Origin of the sequence: Priestia sp. D3YE.R1 (genome assembly GCF_049199565.1) — a bacterium.
Classification (GTDB): domain Bacteria; phylum Bacillota; class Bacilli; order Bacillales; family Bacillaceae_H; genus Priestia; species Priestia aryabhattai.
The window spans coordinates 271,911-295,570 of the sequence record NZ_JBLTHW010000004.1 but is presented as its reverse complement, the minus strand read 5'-3'; the positions used below and the strand labels follow the sequence as shown (position 1 = coordinate 295,570).

Genomic DNA, 23,660 nt, shown 5'->3' with positions numbered 1-23,660 from the left:
CTTTCGTATTTAAGATTCGTGTAATCCGCATTCAACTTTTTGTGTACCTGCCCATCTTCCTGAACGTAAATCGTCTACATTGTAGGCAGGTGCGGTACAGGGCTCACAGCCGATACTTGGGTATCCTTGATCATGAAGTTTGTTATATGGTAAATCATGCTTATACACATAGCGCCAAACCTCTTTCCAAGACCAATGAATTAACGGGCAGACTTTAACTTTCTTGAATTTCTCATCTTTATTAAAATAATTCGTGTTGGCACGAGATTCAGACTGCTCGCGTCTCAAACCAGAAATCCACGCATCATAAGGAGCAAGAGATTCCCTTAGCGGGATGATTTTTCGAATTTGACAGCATAGGTTAGGCTGACTCTTCCAAAGCTCATCTCCATGTTTCTCGGCTTGTTCTGCAAGCGTTAAATCCGGTTTTTTAATATGAATACGCAAATCAGGAAAGCGTTCTTTAATTGCATCAATCACTTCATATGTTTCTTTAAAATGAACGCCCGTATCTAAAAAGACAATTTCAGCATCTTTTTTCACTTTTGAAATTAAATCAATTAACACGATCCCTTCGATCCCAAAGCTTGATGCATAAATGATTGAATCTCCGTAGGTATCATACGCCCACTGCAATGCTGAAAGGGCTCCTTTTGTTTCATCTTCACTGTCGAACTCTGGAAATGTATCATTCCAGTTTTCGTACGTATATAAGTCTGCCATTTTCTTCACTCCAATTCTTAGTTATCCGCGTTATCCAATAAAAAAAGACGGTTTTACCCACTAGAATTGGATAAAACCGCCTCTAGTGTGTCTAGTCAGCGAAACTATTTACTTCTTACTTTGCTTCGACGTGTTCAAAGATTTGTATTAAGTCGGGGGTTACAGTCACTAGTTTCCCTACTCAAATTATCGCTTGCGCTATATCAAAATAAAAAGTCTTCCGTATTGAAAGACTGGGTAGGCAATAGATTTTCACCTTATCTTTCAAAATGATACACACTTTGCTGGAATTAGCACCTTGCTAAGCAGGTTGCCGGGGTTCAGCGGGCCAGATCCCTCCACCACTCTTGATAAGCATTTTTTAAAAATTTTAGCATATTTAGAATATTTGTCAACATTAAAAATCATATATCCGATAAGAAAACTATACTTTAAATTCACAGAAATATCTATACTTTTATTTAAAACAACATATGTAAATTTAACCCAAATGTGAACATATCAGTTTATAAAACGCTTTCTTTTTTCTCCAACTTTTGATGTTCTCTTACTAAATAAAATGCAAAACCTCTCTATAAAATTAATAACGGATTTATAAGCTTTACGGATAATTCATCCGCATTAGCACACATTACAGATAACACTGACTGACAGATAGGAGCTATATACGATGGAGAGACAATCCTTTCAATTAGACGATACAATTAAAAATAATGTGCAAACATATTTACAGCAGATTTCAACTGAAGCCTCTAATTTAATTAAACATTTAGACACGAGTGATCATTGTATCCTATGTGATTTTGAGGAGATGAGAAGGTTATTTCAAGATGTTCAAGCTACGGCCGCCTCTTATTACTTGCGTCATTACTTATCGCCTTATACATTTGAATATGCTGCTCTGTCCTTAGCTATTCATAACCTCTCTGAGAAACGTCATGGCGCCTTAATTGTCATTGAACGGGAACAAAATGTAGATCCTCTTATTCAAAAAGGAATACCTATTCAAGCTCCTGTCAGCGCTACGCTAGTTGAGACACTGTTCTATCCAGGGACACCCTTACATGACGGAGCCGTCCTAATTAGAAATAATCAGCTTATTTCAGCTGCTAATGTTTTACCTCTCTCGTCTATTATTTCAACGAACAAAAAATTGGGAACACGTCACCGTGCAGCCATTGGAATGTCGGAAAAATCGGATGCATTAATTTTAGTTGTATCCGAAGAAACAGGTAAAATTTCGTTTGCTCTTGATGGAAGCCTCTATCCTATTCACTCCAGCAAAAATATGATTTAAGGGCTCTTTCCTGATAAGCAGCCCTATCTTGACTTCTCTATCCTTTCTCTTTAATATATTTCATAGTTTTTACATACTATAGATACGGGTGATGCATATGGCAATTTTAAAATTTGAACATGTAGGCGTTCAAGTAAAGAATATAGAAGAATCTATTGAGTTTTATACACAAAAAGTGGGATTAGAGCTCATCGAAACACTACCACATACCGATCCGTCTTTGAAGCTAGCTTTTCTAGGCTTAGAAGGCAATGTAATCGTAGAGTTAATTCAAGGGTATAACTCAAGCTTACCGAATGAAGGTAAAGTTCATCATTTTGCGCTGGCAGTAGACGGAATTGAAGAGGAGTTTGAGCGTTTAAAATCAGCAGGCGTTTCATTTGTGGAAGAAAACATTGTAACTTTGCCAAATGGAGCAAGATACTTATTTTTCTACGGTCCAGACAAAGAATGGATTGAATATTACGAAGTAAAAAGATAAAGATATCTTATACCTTCAGTAAAAAATGGTCATACTGTGGCTATGACTAATCACTGGAGGTTTTTTTATGATGGAATGGCTATTATTTCGACTTTTTCGTCGTTCTATTTTAGTGCGGCTTCTTTTTATTATCGGCTGCCTTGTTTTACTTTTTGGCATGCTTATACATTTCTTAGAGCCGCAAACGTTTGGGAATGTGTTTGAAGGAATTTGGTGGGTTATTATTACAATCTCTACTATAGGGTACGGTGATTTTGCTCCCACCACTACAATTGGAAGGTTAGCTGCAATTATTTTAGTCCTGATTGGAACGGGATTTATTACTACTTATTTTGTCACGCTTTCTAAAATTGCTGTTTCCGCTGAGAGCGCTTATTTGGAAGGGAATTTAAAGTTTTATGGAAAAGATCACTTCATCATTGTTGGGTGGAATGAGCGCGCCAAACTCGTATTAGAGTCTTATCGCGACGCATTTCATAAAGAAGACATTGTTCTTATCGACGACTCTCTGACTAAAAACCCCATGATCTGTGATCGCGTTCATTTTATTAAAGGAAGTCCCTCTCACTATGAGGTATTAGAACTTGCCAATGCTCGGTACGCAAAAAAAGTGCTGATTACTGCGGATCAGCATAAGACAGAAGAATATGCAGACATGAATACTATTGTTACGCTAGTCGCTCTGCAAGGATTGAACCCTTCTATTTACAGCATCGTTGAACTGTTAACAAAAAAGCATATTCAAAATGCGCAAAATTTAGGGGTAAATGAAATGATTAAAACAAACGAGTTGATTAGTCAAGTCATGTACGAACATATTTTTGTAAAAAAATTAGAGAGTTTAAGAAAAGAATAGTCCCTTCAATTACTGAAGCAGCGCCTCTTCTGCCTCTCTAATTAGCTCTTCTCCTAAGCTGATATACTTTTCTGGAAATGAAGCGTCTGCGTCTTGGGGTTCTGCAAACTGATTAAATGAAGCACCCACGTTTCCATTGTGTACATTGTCATCTAGGCCAATTTGATACTTATGTGAAAGTAAAAATGGCGTACCAATCTGTACGGTTGTTCCTTTAGAATCCAGTTCTCCATTCGTAGCTGTAAACGGGATACGTAAAAACTGATAGCCGACTTCATCATTCATCTTATAGTCGAATGAACCATGATCATAATCCCAATTTCCTCCAATGTTATACCCAAGCGGCTTAAGCGTTTTTTCTAATTCATAAAGCTTGAATAATGTGCCATCTAATCTTGAAGATAATTCAATCATCTTATCCCTCCTCTGTTTTAACATGTCCTTTTTCCAGCTTTTTATCCTTTATCTCAAAAGCAAAAAAGTTCACCTTCTAAGAAGAAGGTGAACTTTTTATTTATTTCAAACGTTTTTCTAATTCTGCTTTTTTCTCTTCAAAACCAGGTTTTCCAAGAAGAGCAAACATATTTACTTTATATGCTTCTACTCCAGGCTGATCGAACGGATTTACTCCTAATAAATAGCCGCTGATTGCGCATGCTTTTTCGAAGAAATATACAACATATCCAAACGTATACTCATCTAACGCCGGAATGTTTACAACTAAGTTTGGAACGCCTCCGTCTGTGTGAGCAAGCATTGTACCTTGGAACGCTTTTTTATTTACAAAGTCAACTGTTTCCCCAGCTAAGTAATTTAGTCCATCTAAGTCTGCTGCGTCTTCTTCAATTGTTAGCTCATGACGAGAATCTTGAACTTGTACAATTGTTTCAAAAATATCACGACGACCTTCTTGTACATATTGACCTAAAGAATGAAGATCCGTTGAGAAGTTAGCAGATGAAGGGTAAATACCTTTTTGATCTTTTCCTTCACTTTCACCAAATAACTGTTTCCACCATTCAGCAAAGTATTGAAGAGCTGGCTCATAGTTAATCAGCATTTCAATTGTTTTTCCTTTATTATAAAGAACATTACGAGCTACAGCATATTGATAAGCTGGGTTTTCTTCTAGCTCTGATGATGAGAATGCTTCTTGAGCATCAGCTGCTCCTTTCATCATTTGTTCGATATCAAGACCTGCAGCGGCAATTGGTAATAAGCCAACTGCTGTTAATACTGAATAACGGCCGCCTACATCATCTGGAATAACAAATGTTTCATAGCCTTCTTCGTCCGCTAATGTTTTTAATGCGCCGCGCTCTTTATCTGTTGTTGCATAAATACGCTTGCGTGCTTCTTCTTTGCCGTATTTCTCTTCTAATAATTTACGGAAGATACGGAAAGCAATCGCCGGTTCTGTTGTTGTACCAGATTTTGAAATAACATTAATAGAGAAATCTTTATCTTGTAAAACATCCATTAAGTCTTTCATGTATGTTGAGCTGATGTTGTTACCAGCAAAAATAACTTGCGGCGTTTTACGCTGTTCTTTTGATAATGTGTTATAGAATGAATGCTGAAGCATTTCAATAGCAGCACGAGCACCTAAGTAAGATCCTCCAATACCAATAACAATTAATACATCTGAATCAGATTTAATTTTTTCTGCACTTTTTTGAATGCGTGCAAATTCTTCTTTGTCATACTCCGTAGGAAGGTCTACCCATCCTAAAAAGTCGTTCCCAGCACCTGTTTTTTCATGAATTGAATGGTGAGCTACTTTCACGGCATCACGTAAGTATGTAAGTTCATGTTCACCAAAAAATGATAACGCGTTTGAATAATCAAAACGAACATGTGTCATAGTCTGTTCCTCCATTAAAATATCTTTATTTTCCACTTTATCGAAACTGTTAGCTGAATTCAAGTGAATCCACTTACAATTTGACACAATCATTATAGTTTGTTGAAACTGCAATCATTGTATGTACCCTTTTATTTAACGATAAATTCAGTTATGAAGTCAACTAATGTTCTTTGATTACAGAACGTAATTCATGCACGATTACACAAATAATAAGCAAATAAAAAACGACTAAAGAGTGGTCTTCAATCGTTTTCTATTTGCTTACCGGATGGTGCAATATAGTTCATTTCACCTATCTTTACATATTGTCTCGGTTTATAAGAAGCTTTTAACAGGGAAGAGTCTATTGATATTGAATTTTCAGCTTCACTTTTAGAAGTGATTAGCATCCTGTTTTCTTCTTTCATTTCCAAGTGATTATTCAGCACAAATCCACTGATACATAGTGCGGTAAAAATGAGAAAACTGATGGCTATTTGTTTCCTATACATTTCCATCACCTCACTCTTAGAGTGACAATTCCACATGATTTTTATACGTCAAAAAAATTTTTTTATGTTTTTTTTATGGATTTTGTGACGAGTTTCTATTTATTTAATAAGCCTTGAAAATTCTGCTGATACTAAGAATTAGCATGGATGCATGCATAATTAAATTATTATATAATCGGTTACAGAATTGAATATCACAAGGAGGTTTGTCTTTTGTCGTGGTTGCACTTGGTGATTTTATCGCCTTTTTTATTAGCCTTTTTTGTCCCGCTTCTGTATAGAAAATTCCAGCGTATTCATACAGGGTGGTTCGTTTTGCCTCTTCCACTTGTGTTGTTCATTTATTTCACACAATATATCAGTGGTGTTTCTAAAGGGGAAACCTACCTACATTCAATGAAATGGATACCTAGTCTGGGCATTAACTTTGATGCTTATGTGGATGGACTCGGTCTTCTATTTTCTCTGTTAATCACCGGAATTGGGACACTTGTTATTCTTTACTCCATTTATTATCTTTCTAAGACAAAAGAAGCGCTGCATTCGTTTTATGTCTATTTGCTTCTTTTCATGGGATCTATGCTTGGAGTTGTATTATCAGACAATTTAATGAGTCTTTACAGCTTTTGGGAATTAACAAGCCTTTCATCTTTTTTATTGATTGGTTATTGGTACAAACGAGAGAAATCTCAATACGGAGCCTTAAAATCTATGCTCATTACCGTATTCGGAGGACTTTCCCTATTAGCAGGAATTGTGCTTTTATACGTCATGACAGGTACTTTCAGCATACGCGAAATTATCTCAAACGTAGATGTGGTCACATCAAGTCATCTATTTATTCCAGCTCTAGTCCTCATTTTATTAGGGGCCTTTACAAAATCTGCTCAGTTTCCTTTTCATATTTGGCTGCCAGATGCTATGGAAGCTCCAACCCCAGTGAGTGCATACCTTCATTCAGCTACAATGGTAAAAGCGGGAATTTATCTTTTAGCAAGACTCAGCCCTGTTTTTGCTATAAGCGCCACTTGGTTTTTTGTTATTTCCATCACAGGACTAATTACACTGTTTTGGGGCTCGTTTTCAGCCGTAAAGCAACAAGACTTGAAAGGGATTTTAGCTTTTTCAACAATTAGTCAGCTTGGGATGATTATGTCACTTATAGGAGTAGGCAGCGCAGCTATTCATTATGATTTTTTAGACGATAATATCTACTTAGTGGCTCTTACTGCAGCGGTTTTCCATTTGATTAACCACGCTACCTTCAAAGGCAGCTTGTTTATGGTAGTAGGCATTGTCGATCATGAAACAGGCACGCGTGACATTAGAAAGTTAGGCGGGTTAATGAGCTTCATGCCTGTGACATTTACCATTGCTATCATCGGGGGATTTGCAATGGCAGGTCTTCCTCCCTTTAATGGATTTTTAAGTAAAGAGATGTTTTTTACAGGCATGGTAAACGTGACAAAAATGGATATGTATAGCATGCAGACGTGGGGAATTTTGCTGCCTATCATCGCTTGGGTGGGAAGTATTTTCACTTTCGTCTATAGTATGATTCTTGTCTTTAAAACCTTTACAGGCAAATACCAGCCCGAAAAATTGGAGAAGAAGCCGCATGAAGCACCAGTAGGCATGCTTATTTCACCTGTTATTTTAGCATCACTGGTTGTTATTTTTGGCTTTGCTCCTAATTTATTAGAATCAACCCTTATTGAGCCAACAATGGCATCTATCGCACCTAGCCTGCTAGCTGAAGGTAAAGAATATCAAGTGCATATTAAATTTTGGCACGGCTTTACGCCAGAATTATTTATGACGCTAGGGGTCATCACATTTGGTATCTTGTTATTTATGACGCTTCAGAAGTGGTCAAAAATTTATACACGATTTCCTTCTTCTTTAACGCTTAACAACGGATATAATTATGGAATTAAAGGGATGGAAAAAGGCTCAACACGTATTATGAAAACATTAATGACAGGATTTATTAGAGACTATCTTTTAATCATTTTTACTTTCATAGGCATTTTAATTCTCGGAACGCTCTTTTCTCAGAATGCCTTTGCGATTGATTTAAAAGATACTGCTTCTATCGGTGTTTATGAAGCCATACTAGCAGTTGTAATGGTTGCGGCTACTATTACGACTTTATTGGCAAAATCACGCCTCACAGCCATTATTTCGCTGGGAGTTGTCGGGTATACACTTTCTTTATTTTTCGTATTATTCCGTGCTCCTGACTTAGCTTTGACTCAATTAGTGATTGAAACTGTATCAGTATCACTGTTTTTACTATGTTTCTACTACTTGCCGGAGTTTCGGAAGCGAAAAGTAAGGGTGAAGTTTCAACTGCCAAACTTACTGGTTGCTCTTCTTGTAGGAACGACCGTTACATTGCTTGGCATATCAGCAAACAGTACAAAACTATTTGAATCCATTTCACATTACTTTATTGAAAACAGTTATGAAAAAGCAGGCGGCGAAAACATGGTGAACGTGATCCTTGTTGACTTCCGCGGATTTGATACATTATTTGAAATTACCGTACTTTGTATAGCAGCTCTTGCTATCTATGGCATGATTCGTCTTCGGTTAACAAAGGAGGAAGAAGAGTGAAAAAAAATGATTTGATACTACAAACCACAACAAAAGTAGTCACATTCATTATTATCATTTTTGCCATTCATCTTTTCTTTGCAGGGCATTATACACCTGGAGGAGGGTTTGTTGGGGGGCTTACTACCTCAGCTGCCCTTGTATTACTACTGCTGGCTTTCGATATAAAAACCGTATCGAAAGTCATCCCATTTGATTATAAGAAGGTTGCGGCTTCCGGCCTGCTGCTAGCTATTTTAACCGGGCTGGGATCATTTATTTTCAAAGTTCCCTTTCTCACTCACACGTACAGCTACTTTAACCTTCCCCTTCTCGGGAAAACATCTTTAGCTACCGTTGTACTGTTTGATTTAGGCGTATATCTAGTAGTTGTTGGTGTTACGATGACCATTATTCAAACGATTGGAGAGAGTGAATAGTGGAAATATTAATGTCCATAGTGGCAGGGGTTCTATTCACTGCCGCTGTATATCTCATGTTATCCCGCAGTTTACTGCGAATTATTATTGGAACAGGCTTATTAAGCCACGGTGTTCACCTATTGATTTTAACGATGGGCGGATTAAAAGGGGGTAGTGTTCCCCTTCTGGGAGAAAAGGCTTCTTCTTATACAGATCCTTTACCTCAGGCACTAATTTTAACTGCCATTGTCATAAGCTTTGGCGTCACTTCTTTTTTCCTTGTACTAGCTTACAGGGCTTATCAAGAACTCGGAACAGACGATATGGACAAGTTAAGGGGAAATGAACATGACGAGTAATTTTGTAATCATCCCACTGCTTATCCCGTTTGTTGTAGGTGTTGTGCTCATTTTTTTCAAAGACAATATTAAACTTCAAAGGATAATCAGTGTTTTATCGTTAATCACCACCACTGCTTTTGCTGCATATTTAGTACAGTTGGTTCAATCAAAAGGTGTTTTAACTCACGAGCTTGGGAACTGGAAGCCTCCTTTTGGAATTATTCTAGTAGCGGACATGTTCGCTTCCCTTCTCGTACTTACTGCTAGTATCGTAACACTATGCTGCGTTCTTTTTGCTTTTCATACAATTGGCGAAAGACGTGAACGCTTTTACTTTTATTCGTTTGTACAGTTTTTATTAGTAGGCGTATTTGGCGCCTTCTTGACAGGTGATATCTTTAACTTATTTGTCTTTTTTGAAGTCATGCTTATGTCTTCGTATGCTCTTATTGTAATTGGCGGTACAAAAGCACAGCTTCGAGAGTCTCTTAAGTATATTTTAGTTAATGTAATTTCATCCGCTTTGTTTGTAATTGCTGTTGCTTATTTGTACGCTGTAACAGGAACTCTCAACATGGCAGACCTTTCGCAACGAATTGCAGAGGCTAATCAGCCGGGAATTTTAACAACTATTGGCATGCTTTTATTTATTGTATTTGCATTAAAAGCAGCTTTATTTCCAATGTATTTTTGGCTTCCAGGTTCGTACAGTGCGCCTCCACCGGTTATTATCGGATTGTTTGGTGCGCTGCTAACAAAAGTAGGAGTTTACTCTATTTTCAGGACTTTCACTTTACTGTTTTATCACCATCCTGAATTCACTCATCAAATTATCGGTTACGTTGCGCTTTTGACTATCGTTGTTGGTGCAGTAGGCGCCATTGCGTATTCGGATATGAATAAAATTTTAATTTATAACATTATTATTGCTGTCGGAGTCATTGTCTATGGTGTGACTTTAACAACAAAAGCAGGCTTTGAAGGAGCCATCTATTATTTAATTCACGACATGATTATTAAAGCAGCTCTCTTCCTTCTTGCTGGAAGCATCATTCGAATAACTGGTACAACAAAATTAAAGAAAATGGGTGGGTTAATTAAAGACTATCCGCTGCTTGGCTGGATGTTTTTTATCGCTACTATTTCGTTGGCAGGAATTCCTCCCCTAAGCGGCTTTATTGGAAAATTTCTTTTAGTTCAAGGCGGTTTAGAATCAGAGAGCTACACGTTTGTAGGAGTTTTACTCGTTTCAAGCCTGCTCGTTTTATATTCTGCCATTAAGATTTTCATGAGCTGCTTCTGGGGTGAACCTACGCTTTCTTCTGGTCAAGAAAAAGTATCCCTTAAAGGAATTCTATACCCATCCGCTATCTTACTTGCTGTTTCTGTCTTTTTAGGACTAGGTGCAGAAGCTGTTATTCCTTATGTGTCAACAGCCGCTCAAACGCTTATGGATCCTTCAATTTATATCCACTCGGTGTTAAAGGAGTAGATCTGCATGTCATTTCAACTATTATTAAACGTAACCATTGCATTCACATGGATGTTTTTGAGAGGGATTTGGACACTACCTTCCTTTATTATAGGATTTTTCTGGGGAGCGGTACTGCTGTTTGTTTTCCGCCGTTTTTTTCACAGCCGTTTTTACTTGCATAAAGTGTATGCGATCATTAAGCTGCTGTTTATTTTCATACGAGAATTATTCAAAGCCAATATTGCAGTTACTAAAGACGTATTGCGCCCTAAATTAAATATTCAGCCAGCCATCTTTGCAATGCCAACCCGTTTGGAGAGTGAATGGGAAATTACCATTCTTTCTCTTTTAATTACGCTAACGCCAGGCACACTGGTAATAGATGTGTCAGATGATAATTCTACTATCTATATTCATGCAATCAATACAGACGATATTGATGACATTATTACAGATATTCAGCAAACATTCGAAAAAGCTATTATGGAGGTGAGTCGTTAAATGCTCGATATTTTTTTAAACGTTTCGCTCATTCTCATTTCTGCTTCAACTATTGGGTTTGTTTATCGAGTGGTAAAAGGTCCGTCAACTGCTGATCGAGCAATGGCCCTTGATGCTATTGGAATTAACATCATTGCTATCACGGCCATCATCTCGATTATTTTTCGAACCCAGGCTTTTTTCGAAGTCATTTTACTGCTAGGCATCATAGCCTTTGTAGGTACCGTTGCTTTTTCTAAGTTTTTAGAGAAAGGAGAAGTGATTGAATATGAACGTGATCAGTGAAATCATTGTAGGAGCTTTCGTACTAATAGGGTCTCTTCTGACAGTTGTGACCATGATTGGGCTTATTCGCTTGCCTGATACGTATACAAGAAGTCACGCTGCCTCCAAAAGTGCTACCTTAGGCGTCCTGTTTGTATTAGTGGGCTGCTTACTCTACTTTTGGATTGACACTGGCCATATTAGTGCACGGCTAATTTTAGCGATTGTCTTTGTGTTTATCACCTCTCCTATTGCTGGGCATTTACTAGGAAGAGCCGCTTATTACAGCGGGGTTCCTCTTTCTGATAAAACCGTTCGGGATGATTTGAAAACCAAACAGCAGAAAAAGCTTACCCATCATGAATAGAAAAAAACGCCGTGCCTTTTGCACGGCGTTTTTTTTCGAGAATCTTATAAAGAAGCGCGTAGGATTGCTAGTACATCTTCTTTGTTTAATTTTTTAAATTTACCAAATTCACCTTTAGCCATCGCACGATCAGCCATAAGATCTAATTTGTCTTCACCAATATCATAATCAGCTAAGCGAGTTGGTGCACCTAGGCTTGACCAGAATTCGCGAAGCTTATCAACACCTTCAAGTGCTACTTCTTTATCCGTCTTGCCTTCCTTATCTACGTTAAATACGCGTACAGCTACTTGCTTGAAGCGATCTACGTTCTCATCCATTACGTGTTTCATCCAGTTCGGGAATAAAATTGCGAGTCCACCCGCATGTGGGATGTCATATACAGCTGATACCGCATGCTCAATATTGTGAGTAGCCCAATCGCCTTGGTGTCCCATTTGTAACATACCGTTTAATGCGATGGTACCATTGTATAAAATCGTTTCACGTAACTCGTAGTTCTCTAAGTCGTTTAATAATTTTGGTCCCGTTTCAATAACCGTTTGCAGTACTCCTTCACACATGCGATCTTGAAGCGGCGTATTTGTTGCAGCATGGAAATACTGTTCAAATACGTGGCTCATCATGTCGACCATGCCATAAACTGTTTGATTTTTTGGTACAGTAAATGTATTAACGGGATCTAAAATAGAGAATTGAGGGAAGGTTGCCGGACTGCCCCAGCCGTATTTTTCTTGTGTTTCCCAATTTGTAATAACAGAACCAGCATTCATTTCTGAACCCGTTGCTGCTAATGTTAGCACTGTTCCAAACGGAAGAGCTTCAGCTGCGAATGCGTCGCGGTTAATGATGTCCCATACGTCTCCATCATATTTTGCTCCTGCTGCGATTGCTTTTGTACAATCGATTACGCTTCCTCCACCTACTGCAAGTAAAAATTCAATACCGTTTTCTTTACAAATATCGATTCCTTTGCGAACAGTTGTCAGACGTGGATTCGGCTCTACTCCCGCTAACTCATGTACTTCTGCATTCATGTCATTCAGTACATCCATTACTTGATCGTATAAACCGCTGCGTTTTACGCTTCCTCCGCCGTATACTAATAATATCTTTTTACCAAAGCGACTTGCTTCTGTTTTTAATTGCTCTAATTGGCCTTTACCAAAAATTAATTTTGTAGGGTTATAAAATGTAAAATTGTTCACTATAAACTCCTCCTTACGAGCTTGAGTACATGCATCATTATGAAGAACAAATTTTTGATTGTAAAGAAAATTGACTTCCTAAAGATTATTCCCTGTTGACTAGACGCTCACCCCATCCAAATGAACGTTTATTTGTCTGTATCTTCCAAAAGTAACTATGCATATTTTCCTCTAAAAAAAGCAGGCTAATAAGTGAACTACAAAACAAGGAGGGTTCATCATGAGTGGTATTCAACGTATTGCGCTCGTATTAACGATTATTGGAGCAATTAACTGGGGACTTATTGGCTTTTTTCAATTTGATTTAGTAGCAGCAATCTTCGGCGGTCAAACATCTGCTTTCTCCCGCATTATTTATGGATTGGTTGGAATCGCAGGACTGATTAACCTAGGTCTATTATTTAAACCTTCTGCTGAAGTAGAGCGTACAGAACCTAGAACGGAACATTAAAAAAAGAAGGATAGCTGAGCTATCCTTCTTTTTTTCTTATTTCTTATTTCTTAATTAGATCTTCGCGGTTTGATTGCTCAATCCACTCTTCTAATTTTTCTTTTAATGTGTTGAATCCTTGAGTAGATTCAGTATGAACTGTTGCTTGACCTTGACGCTTTTTAGCAGGTTTTTTAGGTGCAGAAGCTTCAGTTTTTTCTGGAGCTGGCTCAGTTGCACGAATAGATAAACCAATTTTACCAGTTGACTCATCAACAGATAAAACTTTAACGTTTACTTCGTCTCCTACTGATAAATGTTCGTTGATATCTTTAACGAAGCCATGTTTTACTTCTGAGATATGAACTAATCCTTGAGTTTCTTCATTTAATGCAACGAATGCACCGTATGGTTGAATTCCTGTTACTTTACCTTTTGTAACAGTACCGATTTCAAATTTTGACATATAAACACTCCTAGATACCTTATTATTTTCACCATTATAGCCAATTTAAAATTATAGCACAGTTCATAGATTGAATCAAAAAGTAGTTATACTATATTTATTATTTACCAATTTCGTCACAAATATAAACTAACACTACATTTCATCATAGCAAAAAAGATATTATATCAAACCGTCTATACGATATGACATAATATCTTATTTTTATTATAACTTATTTTCAACAAAACGGCTAATCCGTTTTATGGATTCTTCTAATGATTCCATTGAAGAGGCGTATGAACAGCGAATATGTCCCTCTCCGCCTTTTCCAAATACATTGCCTGGCACCACGGCTACTCGCTCTTCAAGCAACAGCTGCTCAGCGAATTCTTCCGATGACAATCCAGTTTTCTTGATAGACGGGAACACATAAAACGCTCCTCCCGGAGAATGGCATTCCAGACCAATTTGATTTAACGACTTCACCATATAGTTCCGTCTTCTGCGATAGCTTTTTCTCATCTCTTCTACGTCATGCTGCCCATTTTGCAGTGCTTCAATTGCTCCATACTGTGCCATGGTAGGCGCACACATCATTGTATACTGATGAATTTTCAGCATTGCTTTAGCAATCTCAGTTGGTGCACATATGTACCCAAGACGCCATCCAGTCATAGCAAACCCTTTAGAAAAGCCAGAAATAATAATGGTTCGTTCTTTCATTCCTTCTAAAGAAGCAATAGATGTAAATTCTTCATCATATGTTAATTCTGCATAGATTTCATCCGTGATAACAAGCAAGTCATGCTTGATGACAATATCCGCAATAGCCTGCAGCTCTTCTTTAGATAGTGAACTTCCTGTTGGATTATTAGGAGAGCATAAAAGAAGGGCTTTCGTGTTGCTTGTAATGACTTCTTCAATCTGTCTAGGCTGCAGTTTAAACTCTGTTTCTGCCGTTGTTTCAATTGCCACAGGAACTCCTCCTGCTAGAGAAATTAACGGACTGTAAGACACAAAGTTTGGCTCCACGACAATAATCTCATCTTCAGGGTTAATCAAAGCTCGCATTGTAATGTCTAAAGCCTGACTTCCTCCAACGGTCACGATAATATCATCTTGATAATCATACGAGACGTTAAAATTTCTTTTCATATACTTCATAATTTCAAAGCGGAGCTCTAAAAGCCCCGCATTTGCTGTATAAGAGGTATATCCTCTTTCCAATGATAAAATACTCGCTTCTCGAACAGCCCAAGATGTGACAAAATCAGGTTCACCTACTCCAAGAGAGATGACGTTATCCATACTTGCTGCTAAATCAAAAAAGCGGCGAATACCTGAAGGTTTCAGCTGTTGTACAGTTGTTGACAAGCGCTCTTTCATTACGGAGACACCACGATTCTGCGATCTTCATCGCCTTGGTCGTAGATGGTACCATCGTGCTTGTATTTTTTCATGATAAAGTGAGTCGTTGTAGATAAAACAGAGTCTAGCGTAGAAAGCTTTTCAGAAACAAAAAATGCTACTTCAGACATTGATTTTTCTTCAATAATAACAGACAAATCATATGCTCCTGACATTAGGTACACAGATTTCACTTCTTGAAAACGATAGATGCGCTCCGCAATCTCGTCAAAGCCTACTCCTCGCTTTGGTGCAACTTTTACATCTATCATAGCGGTGACGCCCTCATGTCCATCTACTCGTCTCCAGTTAATATCAGCTGAATATTGCACAATTACTTTTTCTCTCTCTAGCTTTTTAACAATATTAGAGGTTTCGTCAAACGTTAAATCCACCATTTTTGAAATACTATCTATTGAAATACGGCTATTTTTTTCTAGAATTTCTAAAATTTCTAACTCTTTTTCTTCTAAGAACACCGCGTTCCCCTCCTACACCGATTAAATTTTTTCACTTTTTCCATTATATCAAATTTAAACACATCTTTAATGTGAAATCTATACCGGTAATTGAGTTTCATTTTATAGATTGCTGGAAATTAGGACAGACTAGAAAGAAAAAGATGGAGTGAAACAAATTGACTGAATCTAAAATTACTTGCCACCAGCGTACTTTTAATGGAGTCAATGTTTACTACGAATGCCATAACTATCACCCTGATAAACCAGCTATTTTATTTATTCACGGCTTTTTATCATCCAGTTTTAGTTTTCGGCGTTTAATTCCTTTATTTGAAGATACGTTTTCTATCATTACGCTGGACCTTCCGCCATTTGGGCGAAGTGAAAAATCGTTAACCTTTCAATACTCGTATAAAAACTTAGCCAAAATTGTCATCGAGTTGATTGACTATTTAAAATTAAAAGACGTTGTACTATCGGGACACTCAATGGGAGGACAGGTTTGTTTAAACGTAGCAAAATTAAAGCCTTCTTGCGTATCAAAACTCGTTCTTCTGTGCAGCTCAGCTTATTTAGGCCCTTCACATTATGGGTTGGTCATGTCTTCTTATGTTCCCTTCTTTTATCTGTGGGTAAAAACGTGGCTATCTCGCAAAGGTGTATTAGGTAACTTGCAAAATGTCGTATTTGATCATCAGTTAATCGACGAAGAAATGATTGATGGCTATACTGAACCATTTTTGGATGACCGTACGTTTATGGCTTTGACAAGAATGATTCGTGATCGAGAAGGAGACCTATCCTCAAAGGATTTGCAGCACATAAAAAAACCAAGTTTACTCATTTGGGGAGAAGAAGACCGAGTTGTCCCTTTACATCTCGGACGTAAGTTAAAAGATGATTTAACAGATTCTACCTTTGTCTCTTTAAAGGAAATTGGACATCTTTTACCAGAAGAATGTCCCGACATTGTGCAGTCTCATATGGTCGATTTCTTGTACGATGAACAGGCCCTGTCTCAATAATGACGGGGCGAATTCGTATATGTCACAAGAGGCGCTAACTTTAATAAAAAATTTAGTAGTGGCGCTTCAGCAATTTTTCACTTTCTTTATTGACTTCACGAGTTAACTTCGTTGACAAACGTATTAAAAATAAGCAAACTATTATATTAAAAAAGGGGGTACTTTTATTGTCTACTTATTCTTTTGATCAATTAATTAACCGTACAGGTACGCAGTCCGTAAAGTGGGACAAAACTGATCTCGTTTTTGGAGCAAAAGATGTTCTGCCTTTTTGGGTAGCTGATATGGATTTCCAAGCGCCGCCTAATGTTCTTCAAACCATTAATGAGCGTGTCAAACACGGTATTTTCGGCTACACTTCCCCTACTGAATCTACGGCAAATGCTTTATCATCTTGGGTAGAAAAAAAGCATCAGTGGACCATTGATCATGAATGGATTACATACAGTCCAGGAGTTGTGTTTGCCCTGAGTATGGCTATTCAAGCATTTACGGAACCCGGAGATTCAATTTTAATTCAACCTCCAGTCTATACTCCATTTTTTAACATGATACAGGTAAATGATCGAGAAGTTGTTGAAAATCCGTTAAAACTTGCAGGCGATAAATACGAAATTGATTTTGCAGATTTAGAGAAAAAATTTGCGGAAGGCGTAAAATTAATGATTCTTTGCAGTCCTCATAATCCAGTAGGACGTGTGTGGACAAAAGAAGAACTGAAGAAGCTTGCCGATCTTTGTCAAAAATACAATGTATTAATTGTTTCAGATGAAATCCATTCTGATCTAATTTACCATCCTTATAAACACATTCCCATCAGCATGGTGAGTGAAGATGCAGCCAATCGAACCATTACGTGTATGGCCCCTAGCAAAACATTCAATATACCCGGACTTCAAGCTTCAGCCATTATTATTCCAAATAAGAAGCTGCGCACACAGTATGTTCAGCAGCAGCAAAAACAAGGGTTCTCTAATTTAAATACATTTGGAATCATTGGATTAGAAGCAGCTTACAGCGAAGGTGGAGAGTGGCTAGAAGCGTTGCTTGTGTATCTGAAGAAAAATGTAGATCTCGTGACGGGGTTTATAAGTGAAAACTTACCTGAACTGCGAGTCATTCCGCCAGAAGGAACTTATCTATTATGGATTGACTGTAACAAGCTGCACTTATCAGAAGAAGAATTACATGAACGCTTATTAGAAAAAGGCAAAATTGCCGTAGAAAAAGGCGAAAAATACAGCTCCACATATGGAAAAGGTTTTATCCGCTTGAACATTGGCTGTTCACATGAACAACTTCAAGAAGGATTAAATCGCTTAAAAATAGCTTTAACGTAAAAAACAGCGTTCTTTCTCACGAAAGAACGCTGTTTTTAATGTTTTTTTGAAATAACTCCGCACGCGATTCGCTTGCCAGAATTACCTGATGGCTCTGTCATTCCGTCATCACCTTGTTCGGTAATAACAAGGGAAGAACCATCCATACGCTTAACGAGAGATGTCTTTCCTTCTTTTAACGTGACTTGAGGAACCATATCCGTTCCTGTATACGTCTGATCGTCTTCTACCACAATATTTTTCATATCGCCTAAATGCGGTCCTTTTGGATTTAACAGTCCGTGTTTCTTTTTATCAGGATCAAGGTGATTTCCTGCACTTTTAAAGTTAGGAGCTTTGCAAATTCCGATTTCATGAATATGTACGCCGTGTTCTCCAGGTGGAAGTCCGCTTAAATCGTAAGTAAACTCAATTCCATCAGCCTGCTCTTTCAACTTGACTGTACCGATGCTATCTCCATCTGCGTTATAGACTTTGACTTCTTTATTGGATATTTCTTTTTCCATACACCCCGTTAACAAGAAAAAAGGCACGGTTCCAATGAGTAGTAGTTTTTTCATGTTGCCCTCCAATCGCATATGCACTAGCGAAAGTTTTAGATGTCTTTCCATAGATTGTCCAGCAACATATCATTTTAAACGCTTACATTTTATTTGCATTTCATTACAGTGATTTCTTATTTTCTTGTTCTTTCAGCTTTGATTCTAATTCCTTTGTTTTTTCTTCTTCTTTTTTAGACACCTTGATGATGAACCGCCAGACTGCAACTGCCGCTAGTACAAAAATCGCCATTGTAGCAAAAGCAGGAATATATTCTGTTTTATCTTCCGGAAAATAAAGCAAAAACATTAAATACATCATGTACAACATCCTTTCATAGAAACGGTAGTGGTTTTTGATTTATACTGTTTATAACAAACACTTTACTTAAAGGAGATCTGGCAATATGACATTTACAATTGGTCAAACCGTTAAGGCACTTTATAAAACCGGGAAATACATCGGTGAAATTACACAAGTTCGAGATTTGCATTATGTTGTACGAATTCAAGCTGTGTTGAAGCATCCAGAACAAGGTGACTTACATAACCCTGGACAAGTGGACGTACCTTTTTTTCACGAGCGAAAAGCACTTGCGTTTCGAGAGCAGGCCAACATTCCTCAAAAAATGGTTCATCTCTATGAAGACAGCGTTCCTGATTATAAGCTTTCACTAAAAAAAGCCCTTGAATTAAAGATAGCTGAACAACAAGCCAAAGATAGCGCTTTTGCTCAAGCAAGTATTGCATGTTTAGAAGAGTTAAAAAAAGAGTACGGTATTCATTAAGCAAAAAGCCAAATTCACATAGAAGTGATTTGGCTTTTATAATGCAAATTTATTTAATACTTTTGAAAAATCGATTCGATCTCCTATGGTCGTTGGTTCCGGCTTTTGAAGGTACCTCTTATCTTTTTCTACAAGCTTAAAGATGTTGAGTGTCGTCATCGCATCATCAAGCGCGCAGTGGTGCTTTCCAGTTCCTTCTTTACCATACTCTTGCACAGCTTTCCAAAGGCCGGTTTGATTTTGATCTCCAAAAAAGCGCTTATACTCCATCGAAAGATCAATTTCTTTACCTGTAAACGGAAACGGCACCTTATTTTTTTGACAGCACTGCCTTAATACTTTCATATCCATGTTCCCCCATGTAATAATCGTGCTGTTTTTATACATGCCCAGTCGCTGTACAAGCTGCTCTAGCGTAATTCCTTCATTTACTTGATTTTGTTCGATATGGAGAAATGATTTACAGCGCTCAGTTAATTTTGTAAAGTGTGTAGGCTGTACGTAAGAGGAGAAACGATCAATGATTTCTTGATTTTTAACAAACACCAAACCAACTTCAATGATTTCCGGAAAAAAGCCTTTTGGAAAACCTTTATACTCTGGCATTGTAAATTCAAAATCAATGAATAAATACTGAGAGTTCTTATCCAATATTATCACCCCTTTGTAAAATAAACCGCCCTACTATATTAATGCTATTATAGCACGATTGAACAATCGGAAGGTCTATTTTCTGTTCTTATTTTTAATATTATGAATATTCTAGTTGCTGAATAAAAAGAATACTTTACTACTACTATATTCTAGAGCATGTCTCTATGCGCAGGGTAACTGTCACGAATAGACATAATTTTGCTTCTTTTTTTTACCTATTTTTTCACTTTTTTATGTATCCGCTCTTCCAAATTCTCTTTAAGCTCTCACGTCAGTGTGTGAGGTAGCTGCTTCTGACTACAAAAGCATACCTCACACCTTTTAGACTAAGCCTTTCTTATATTTAAGCTTTAGGCAGGATAGCAAGCGTGCACCGGGATATACAGATTAAATTCTCTTCTTCATCTTGAATTTTCACTTCCCAAACCGCTGTTTTTTTTCCTTTATGTAAAGGAACGCCTATAGCTGTAACTGTTCCGTCTTTTTTCCCTTTGATATGATTGGCATTAATCTCTAAACCCACGCAGATTTCTTTTTCAATATCTACACTTTTAATAGCACCTAGACTAGCCACAGTTTCGGCTAACGCCACCGATGCTCCTCCGTGCAAAAGCCCGAATGGCTGACGCGTTCGCTCATCAACAGGCATCGTCGCTTCCACTCTTTGTTCACTTGCGCTAATAATCTCAATTCCTAATGCTTCTAACAGCGTATCTTTTGTTTTCATATACATACCTCCCTTTGTATCTAGTATACAATAACGGTTTTGCTACAACATATACGAACCCTCTACATATACATAATAAAAATCCGTTTTTTAGGAGGACTCTTATATGAAACCATTTGCTCCCTTGTCTTACTATTGGCCATCGTACTACATGCCTCACCCTTATACATACAGGGTACCTAGCTTACCTGAGGCGGACATAGCGACTTTCCAGCAATCTCTTAAAGTGATTCCCTCTACTATGCAAAGCGCTACCATATTTATTCAAAGAGCTAACGCTTCGCCAGCTTTAATAAAAAAAATAAAAGCTGCTGCTCAAGAATCTAAAATGAGTGAAGTAAAAAGACTCATTCTTTCAACGGGCGTTAAGGCAAAAATTGATGTTTTTTATACGCCAGACTATATTAAAATTACGTTTATTCATCCTGATAACCAATTTGACTGCTGTCACGTTTCGTTAAATATTAAATGGTAAAACACAAGGAAAAAAGTCTTATTTTCTTTTAAAAAAGATGTACATGTTGTTTTGTTTCGAATATTATAATATATGACATTTTTGGATGTAAAAACAAATTACACGATAATTGTATTTAAGAAATAAATATGATATTGTATTTGGAAATATATTTTTTCTTTAGGAGGGATGACATGATGAGACATGTTACGCTAGTAGAAATTTTTACGCATCCTATCGCTCAAAAATATTTAACTCGCTCTGGCGTTGCGCATGCTGTATCCGTCGCCTATCATGCGTTTCGTCTATCTGTACAGCATAATGTAAACCCCGATTTAGCTACAAAAGCAGCGCTGCTTCATGATATTGGCCACTACGAATGGTACACAAATGGTCAGTGGGATTATGAAAAGTATCGTCAAAATGATATTCACGCTATTAAAGGTGCTGAACGTGCACATAAATTACTCATTCGTTTAGGTGAGGAACCTCAGGCGGCAAAAGAAATTGCCTTAGCTATTTTACTGCACACAGACTCATATTTGCCTGAAGGAACCATTCAACAACGCCCTCTTCAAAAAGTAGTCAAACTAGCTGATGAAGCTGATGAAGAGCCAGGCGGCAAACATCATTACCGTGAAATGGAATATAATTTGGCTGTAAAGAAAATTAAGGAGCTTGATAAGAAAGTGCTTGAACTTCTACATTCCAACCAATTTAAACAGTTAGGCTGACAGGGTTAACTCCTTTCATAAGAGTTAATCCTTTTTATTATTTCTCCTCATAATTCCCTGCAAATTACTCATACTATTTATTGATTCTCATTTTTGGTTAGTTAGGAGGAAGAAGAATGTCTAAAAACGCTAGAGGTTACGTGCAGGATTCTTGTACGTCATTAAATCAGGCAAAAGCAAGCCTTGAACAAGCTCTTCAAACAGTAGAGAAAGATTCAAATCGCGAACGTATTGAACAATCTCTTCAGGCTGTAGAGCAAGCATTAGGAGCTTGTGACAGCACTGCTTCTACTCTTTCTCAAGCATGAAAAAAAGCAGCCGGTTTTGATCGGCTGCTTTTTTTCATTATAGACCCTCTATTTACAAGATAACTGAGGCAATCCACCCAAAAATAATGAGTGGAATGTTATAGTGAAGAAAAGTTGGTACACACGTATCCCAAATATGATCATGTTGACGATCGACTGCTAATCCAGATGTTGGTCCAAGCGTACTGTCTGAAGCTGGTGAACCAGCGTCTCCAAGCGCTCCCGCTGTACCAACAATACAAATCGTTGCCATTGGACTCATACCAAGTTCTAAGCAAAGAGGAACAAAAATTGTCGCGATAATTGGAATGGTAGAGAAAGAAGAACCAATGCCCATTGTGACTAAAAGCCCGATGACAAGCATAAGAAATGCACCGAGCATTTGGTTTCCGCCAATAAGAGCAACAGAGCCTTTTACAAGCGCTTCTACATCTCCAGTTTCTTGAAGAACTTTTGCAAAACCAGAGGCTGACAGCATAACAAATCCGATAAAAGCCATCATTCTCATTCCGTTCGTTAATACTGGATCTGCTTCGTTCCACTTCAAAGCCCCGCTGAAGTAAACGACAACAATGCCTGCAAGCGCTCCAAAAATCATAGAATCTACTAAGAGCTGTACAGTTAAAGCCGCTACAATAGCAAGTAAAGCTACTATAATTCCCCTTGTTGTGTAACCTGTACGCTCCTCTGCGCCTTGATCAATGTCAATGTCTTCATAACTGCGCGGCTTACGGTACGAAATAAACACAGCAAACAATAAGCCCGCTACCATTCCTAAAGCTGGAAGAGCCATCGCCGTGGTAATATCTCCTTTATCAATTGTCAATCCGCTTTCTTTGATGTTAGTAAATAAAATGTCGTGATAAATCTTACCGAATCCTGCCGGCAAATACATATAAGGTGTAACCAATCCAAATGTAATAACTGTTGCGACTAATCGGCGATCTATTTTCAACTGATTAAATACTTTTAATAGCGGTGGAATTAAAAGCGGAATAAATGCAATGTGAACTGGAATAACGTTTTGAGAAAAACACGAAATAATAAGGATGATTAATAAAATTAGTACTTTTGACAGTGACTTCTTTTTCGTTTCTCCTTCTTTCCCTACTATTTTTAACGCTAGCTGAACAACCGCATCAGGCAGCCCTGTCCGCGAAACAGCCATTGCAAATCCTCCAAGCAAAGCATAGCTTAATGCAACAGAAGCACTGTTTCCAAGACCATCTGTGTATATACTTACTGTGTCTGTGAGGCTGATACCGCCAACAAGTCCTCCAATTAGCGCTCCGACCGCTAAAGAAAAGACAACGTTGATACGCAATAAGCTCAAAATCAGCATCACGAGCACAGCTATTAATACTGCATTCATTTTGAAACCTCCATTTTTCTTTTTACTTTATCTCATTAAAACAGTAGAGAGATAAACAACATGTTCATTATATTAGGTATAGA

The 23,660-nt window shown here is 37.7% G+C and carries 30 protein-coding genes and 1 riboswitch; of the genes, 17 read left to right on the top strand and 13 right to left on the bottom strand.

Annotated features, from left to right (window positions below):
* Window positions 1–9: 9 nt before the first annotated feature.
* The gene (locus tag ACOZIR_RS23210; protein ID WP_045291555.1) at window positions 10–723 is read right to left on the bottom strand and encodes a phosphoadenylyl-sulfate reductase; all 714 of its coding nucleotides are present in this window, start codon (window positions 721–723) and stop codon (window positions 10–12) included.
* 254 nt (window positions 724–977) lie between these two features.
* Window positions 978–1,080: riboswitch (SAM riboswitch) on the bottom strand.
* Between the two features lie 313 nt (window positions 1,081–1,393).
* On the opposite strand from ACOZIR_RS23210, the gene cdaS reads away from it, so the two are divergent.
* From cdaS to ACOZIR_RS23195, 3 genes are all read left to right on the top strand, one after another.
* Window positions 1,394–2,020: a sporulation-specific diadenylate cyclase CdaS gene (gene cdaS, locus ACOZIR_RS23205; RefSeq protein ID WP_045291556.1), complete on the top strand. Its 627-nt coding sequence runs from the start codon at window positions 1,394–1,396 to the stop codon at window positions 2,018–2,020.
* Between the two features lie 97 nt (window positions 2,021–2,117).
* Complete coding sequence (locus tag ACOZIR_RS23200) at window positions 2,118–2,501, top strand: VOC family protein (RefSeq protein WP_045291558.1); 384 nt, start codon at window positions 2,118–2,120, stop codon at window positions 2,499–2,501.
* A gap of 67 nt (window positions 2,502–2,568) precedes the next feature.
* Window positions 2,569–3,357 (top strand): potassium channel family protein, encoded by a 789-nt coding sequence (locus ACOZIR_RS23195; RefSeq protein ID WP_045291560.1) that lies wholly within the window; start codon window positions 2,569–2,571, stop codon window positions 3,355–3,357.
* Window positions 3,358–3,366: 9 nt separating this feature from the next.
* Here the strand turns inward: ACOZIR_RS23195 and ACOZIR_RS23190 are convergent, their stop codons facing one another.
* The 3 genes from ACOZIR_RS23190 to ACOZIR_RS23180 form a co-directional block, all read right to left on the bottom strand.
* The gene (locus ACOZIR_RS23190) at window positions 3,367–3,771 is read right to left on the bottom strand and encodes a YugN-like family protein (RefSeq protein WP_033580473.1); all 405 of its coding nucleotides are present in this window, start codon (window positions 3,769–3,771) and stop codon (window positions 3,367–3,369) included.
* Window positions 3,772–3,871: 100 nt separating this feature from the next.
* Window positions 3,872–5,221 (bottom strand): glucose-6-phosphate isomerase, encoded by a 1,350-nt coding sequence (locus ACOZIR_RS23185; RefSeq protein WP_045291561.1) that lies wholly within the window; start codon window positions 5,219–5,221, stop codon window positions 3,872–3,874.
* 245 nt (window positions 5,222–5,466) lie between these two features.
* Entirely contained in the window at window positions 5,467–5,715 is a 249-nt protein-coding gene (locus ACOZIR_RS23180) for a hypothetical protein (protein ID WP_080890159.1), read from the bottom strand.
* 213 nt (window positions 5,716–5,928) lie between these two features.
* On the opposite strand from ACOZIR_RS23180, the gene ACOZIR_RS23175 reads away from it, so the two are divergent.
* Genes ACOZIR_RS23175 through mnhG form a run of 7 tightly spaced genes read left to right on the top strand, consistent with a single transcriptional unit; the run spans window position 5,929 to window position 11,682 of the window.
* A complete protein-coding gene (locus tag ACOZIR_RS23175; RefSeq protein ID WP_340141688.1) occupies window positions 5,929–8,334 on the top strand; it encodes a Na+/H+ antiporter subunit A in 2,406 nt (801 codons plus the stop codon).
* On the top strand, window positions 8,331–8,753 hold the full coding sequence (locus ACOZIR_RS23170; protein WP_013085301.1) for a Na(+)/H(+) antiporter subunit B: 423 nt from the start codon (window positions 8,331–8,333) through the stop codon (window positions 8,751–8,753). The genes ACOZIR_RS23175 and ACOZIR_RS23170 overlap by 4 nt, the downstream gene beginning before the upstream one ends.
* Window positions 8,753–9,094 (top strand): Na(+)/H(+) antiporter subunit C, encoded by a 342-nt coding sequence (locus tag ACOZIR_RS23165; RefSeq protein WP_340141687.1) that lies wholly within the window; start codon window positions 8,753–8,755, stop codon window positions 9,092–9,094. The genes ACOZIR_RS23170 and ACOZIR_RS23165 overlap by 1 nt, the downstream gene beginning before the upstream one ends.
* A complete protein-coding gene (locus tag ACOZIR_RS23160; protein ID WP_045291566.1) occupies window positions 9,084–10,568 on the top strand; it encodes a Na+/H+ antiporter subunit D in 1,485 nt (494 codons plus the stop codon). The genes ACOZIR_RS23165 and ACOZIR_RS23160 overlap by 11 nt, the downstream gene beginning before the upstream one ends.
* A gap of 6 nt (window positions 10,569–10,574) precedes the next feature.
* Window positions 10,575–11,051, top strand: coding sequence for a Na+/H+ antiporter subunit E (locus ACOZIR_RS23155; RefSeq protein WP_045291567.1), 477 nt, complete (start codon window positions 10,575–10,577; stop codon window positions 11,049–11,051).
* Window positions 11,052–11,336: a Na(+)/H(+) antiporter subunit F1 gene (locus tag ACOZIR_RS23150; RefSeq protein WP_013059595.1), complete on the top strand. Its 285-nt coding sequence runs from the start codon at window positions 11,052–11,054 to the stop codon at window positions 11,334–11,336.
* Window positions 11,320–11,682, top strand: a complete 363-nt coding sequence (gene mnhG, locus ACOZIR_RS23145; protein ID WP_045291568.1) for a monovalent cation/H(+) antiporter subunit G — start codon at window positions 11,320–11,322, stop codon at window positions 11,680–11,682. Before ACOZIR_RS23150 ends, mnhG begins: the two co-directional genes overlap by 17 nt.
* 44 nt (window positions 11,683–11,726) lie before the next feature.
* Here mnhG and ACOZIR_RS23140 read toward each other — a convergent pair whose 3' ends face one another.
* Entirely contained in the window at window positions 11,727–12,890 is a 1,164-nt protein-coding gene (locus ACOZIR_RS23140) for an iron-containing alcohol dehydrogenase (RefSeq protein ID WP_421535838.1), read from the bottom strand.
* A gap of 220 nt (window positions 12,891–13,110) precedes the next feature.
* Between ACOZIR_RS23140 and ACOZIR_RS23135 the strand changes: the two genes are divergently transcribed.
* Window positions 13,111–13,341, top strand: a complete 231-nt coding sequence (locus tag ACOZIR_RS23135) for a DUF378 domain-containing protein (protein WP_013059598.1) — start codon at window positions 13,111–13,113, stop codon at window positions 13,339–13,341.
* Between the two features lie 43 nt (window positions 13,342–13,384).
* Here the strand turns inward: ACOZIR_RS23135 and yugI are convergent, their stop codons facing one another.
* From yugI to ACOZIR_RS23120, 3 genes are all read right to left on the bottom strand, one after another.
* Window positions 13,385–13,786 (bottom strand): S1 domain-containing post-transcriptional regulator GSP13, encoded by a 402-nt coding sequence (gene yugI / locus ACOZIR_RS23130; RefSeq protein ID WP_013059599.1) that lies wholly within the window; start codon window positions 13,784–13,786, stop codon window positions 13,385–13,387.
* Window positions 13,787–13,993: 207 nt separating this feature from the next.
* The gene (locus ACOZIR_RS23125; RefSeq protein ID WP_045291570.1) at window positions 13,994–15,154 is read right to left on the bottom strand and encodes an aminotransferase; all 1,161 of its coding nucleotides are present in this window, start codon (window positions 15,152–15,154) and stop codon (window positions 13,994–13,996) included.
* The gene (locus ACOZIR_RS23120) at window positions 15,154–15,654 is read right to left on the bottom strand and encodes an Lrp/AsnC family transcriptional regulator (protein ID WP_013085306.1); all 501 of its coding nucleotides are present in this window, start codon (window positions 15,652–15,654) and stop codon (window positions 15,154–15,156) included. The genes ACOZIR_RS23125 and ACOZIR_RS23120 overlap by 1 nt, the downstream gene beginning before the upstream one ends.
* Window positions 15,655–15,812: 158 nt before the next feature.
* Between ACOZIR_RS23120 and ACOZIR_RS23115 the strand changes: the two genes are divergently transcribed.
* A complete protein-coding gene (locus tag ACOZIR_RS23115; protein ID WP_421535837.1) occupies window positions 15,813–16,661 on the top strand; it encodes an alpha/beta fold hydrolase in 849 nt (282 codons plus the stop codon).
* A 167-nt stretch (window positions 16,662–16,828) separates the two neighbouring features.
* Window positions 16,829–18,001, top strand: coding sequence for a MalY/PatB family protein (locus ACOZIR_RS23110; RefSeq protein ID WP_421535836.1), 1,173 nt, complete (start codon window positions 16,829–16,831; stop codon window positions 17,999–18,001).
* Window positions 18,002–18,036: 35 nt separating this feature from the next.
* Here ACOZIR_RS23110 and ACOZIR_RS23105 read toward each other — a convergent pair whose 3' ends face one another.
* Both ACOZIR_RS23105 and ACOZIR_RS23100 read right to left on the bottom strand, forming a co-directional pair.
* Window positions 18,037–18,561, bottom strand: a complete 525-nt coding sequence (locus ACOZIR_RS23105; protein WP_045291574.1) for a superoxide dismutase family protein — start codon at window positions 18,559–18,561, stop codon at window positions 18,037–18,039.
* Window positions 18,562–18,664: 103 nt separating this feature from the next.
* On the bottom strand, window positions 18,665–18,862 hold the full coding sequence (locus tag ACOZIR_RS23100; RefSeq protein WP_421535835.1) for a hypothetical protein: 198 nt from the start codon (window positions 18,860–18,862) through the stop codon (window positions 18,665–18,667).
* Between the two features lie 85 nt (window positions 18,863–18,947).
* On the opposite strand from ACOZIR_RS23100, the gene ACOZIR_RS23095 reads away from it, so the two are divergent.
* The gene (locus ACOZIR_RS23095) at window positions 18,948–19,328 is read left to right on the top strand and encodes a kinase-associated lipoprotein B (protein ID WP_045291577.1); all 381 of its coding nucleotides are present in this window, start codon (window positions 18,948–18,950) and stop codon (window positions 19,326–19,328) included.
* A 36-nt stretch (window positions 19,329–19,364) separates the two neighbouring features.
* Here ACOZIR_RS23095 and kapD read toward each other — a convergent pair whose 3' ends face one another.
* Window positions 19,365–19,979, bottom strand: coding sequence for a 3'-5' exonuclease KapD (gene kapD, locus ACOZIR_RS23090; protein ID WP_013085312.1), 615 nt, complete (start codon window positions 19,977–19,979; stop codon window positions 19,365–19,367).
* A 346-nt stretch (window positions 19,980–20,325) separates the two neighbouring features.
* Window positions 20,326–20,709: a hotdog fold thioesterase gene (locus ACOZIR_RS23085; protein WP_033580463.1), complete on the bottom strand. Its 384-nt coding sequence runs from the start codon at window positions 20,707–20,709 to the stop codon at window positions 20,326–20,328.
* Between the two features lie 106 nt (window positions 20,710–20,815).
* Here ACOZIR_RS23085 and ACOZIR_RS23080 point away from each other — a divergent pair, with 106 nt between their 5' ends.
* The 3 genes from ACOZIR_RS23080 to ACOZIR_RS23070 all read left to right on the top strand — a co-directional run bounded on the left by ACOZIR_RS23080 (window position 20,816) and on the right by ACOZIR_RS23070 (window position 22,205).
* Window positions 20,816–21,184, top strand: coding sequence for a hypothetical protein (locus tag ACOZIR_RS23080; protein WP_033580462.1), 369 nt, complete (start codon window positions 20,816–20,818; stop codon window positions 21,182–21,184).
* Between the two features lie 176 nt (window positions 21,185–21,360).
* On the top strand, window positions 21,361–21,897 hold the full coding sequence (locus ACOZIR_RS23075) for an HD domain-containing protein (protein WP_013059610.1): 537 nt from the start codon (window positions 21,361–21,363) through the stop codon (window positions 21,895–21,897).
* Window positions 21,898–22,013: 116 nt separating this feature from the next.
* The gene (locus ACOZIR_RS23070; RefSeq protein ID WP_013059611.1) at window positions 22,014–22,205 is read left to right on the top strand and encodes a hypothetical protein; all 192 of its coding nucleotides are present in this window, start codon (window positions 22,014–22,016) and stop codon (window positions 22,203–22,205) included.
* 52 nt (window positions 22,206–22,257) lie between these two features.
* Here the strand turns inward: ACOZIR_RS23070 and ACOZIR_RS23065 are convergent, their stop codons facing one another.
* On the bottom strand, window positions 22,258–23,577 hold the full coding sequence (locus ACOZIR_RS23065) for a Na+/H+ antiporter family protein (protein WP_071269708.1): 1,320 nt from the start codon (window positions 23,575–23,577) through the stop codon (window positions 22,258–22,260).
* Window positions 23,578–23,660 lie beyond the last annotated feature (83 nt).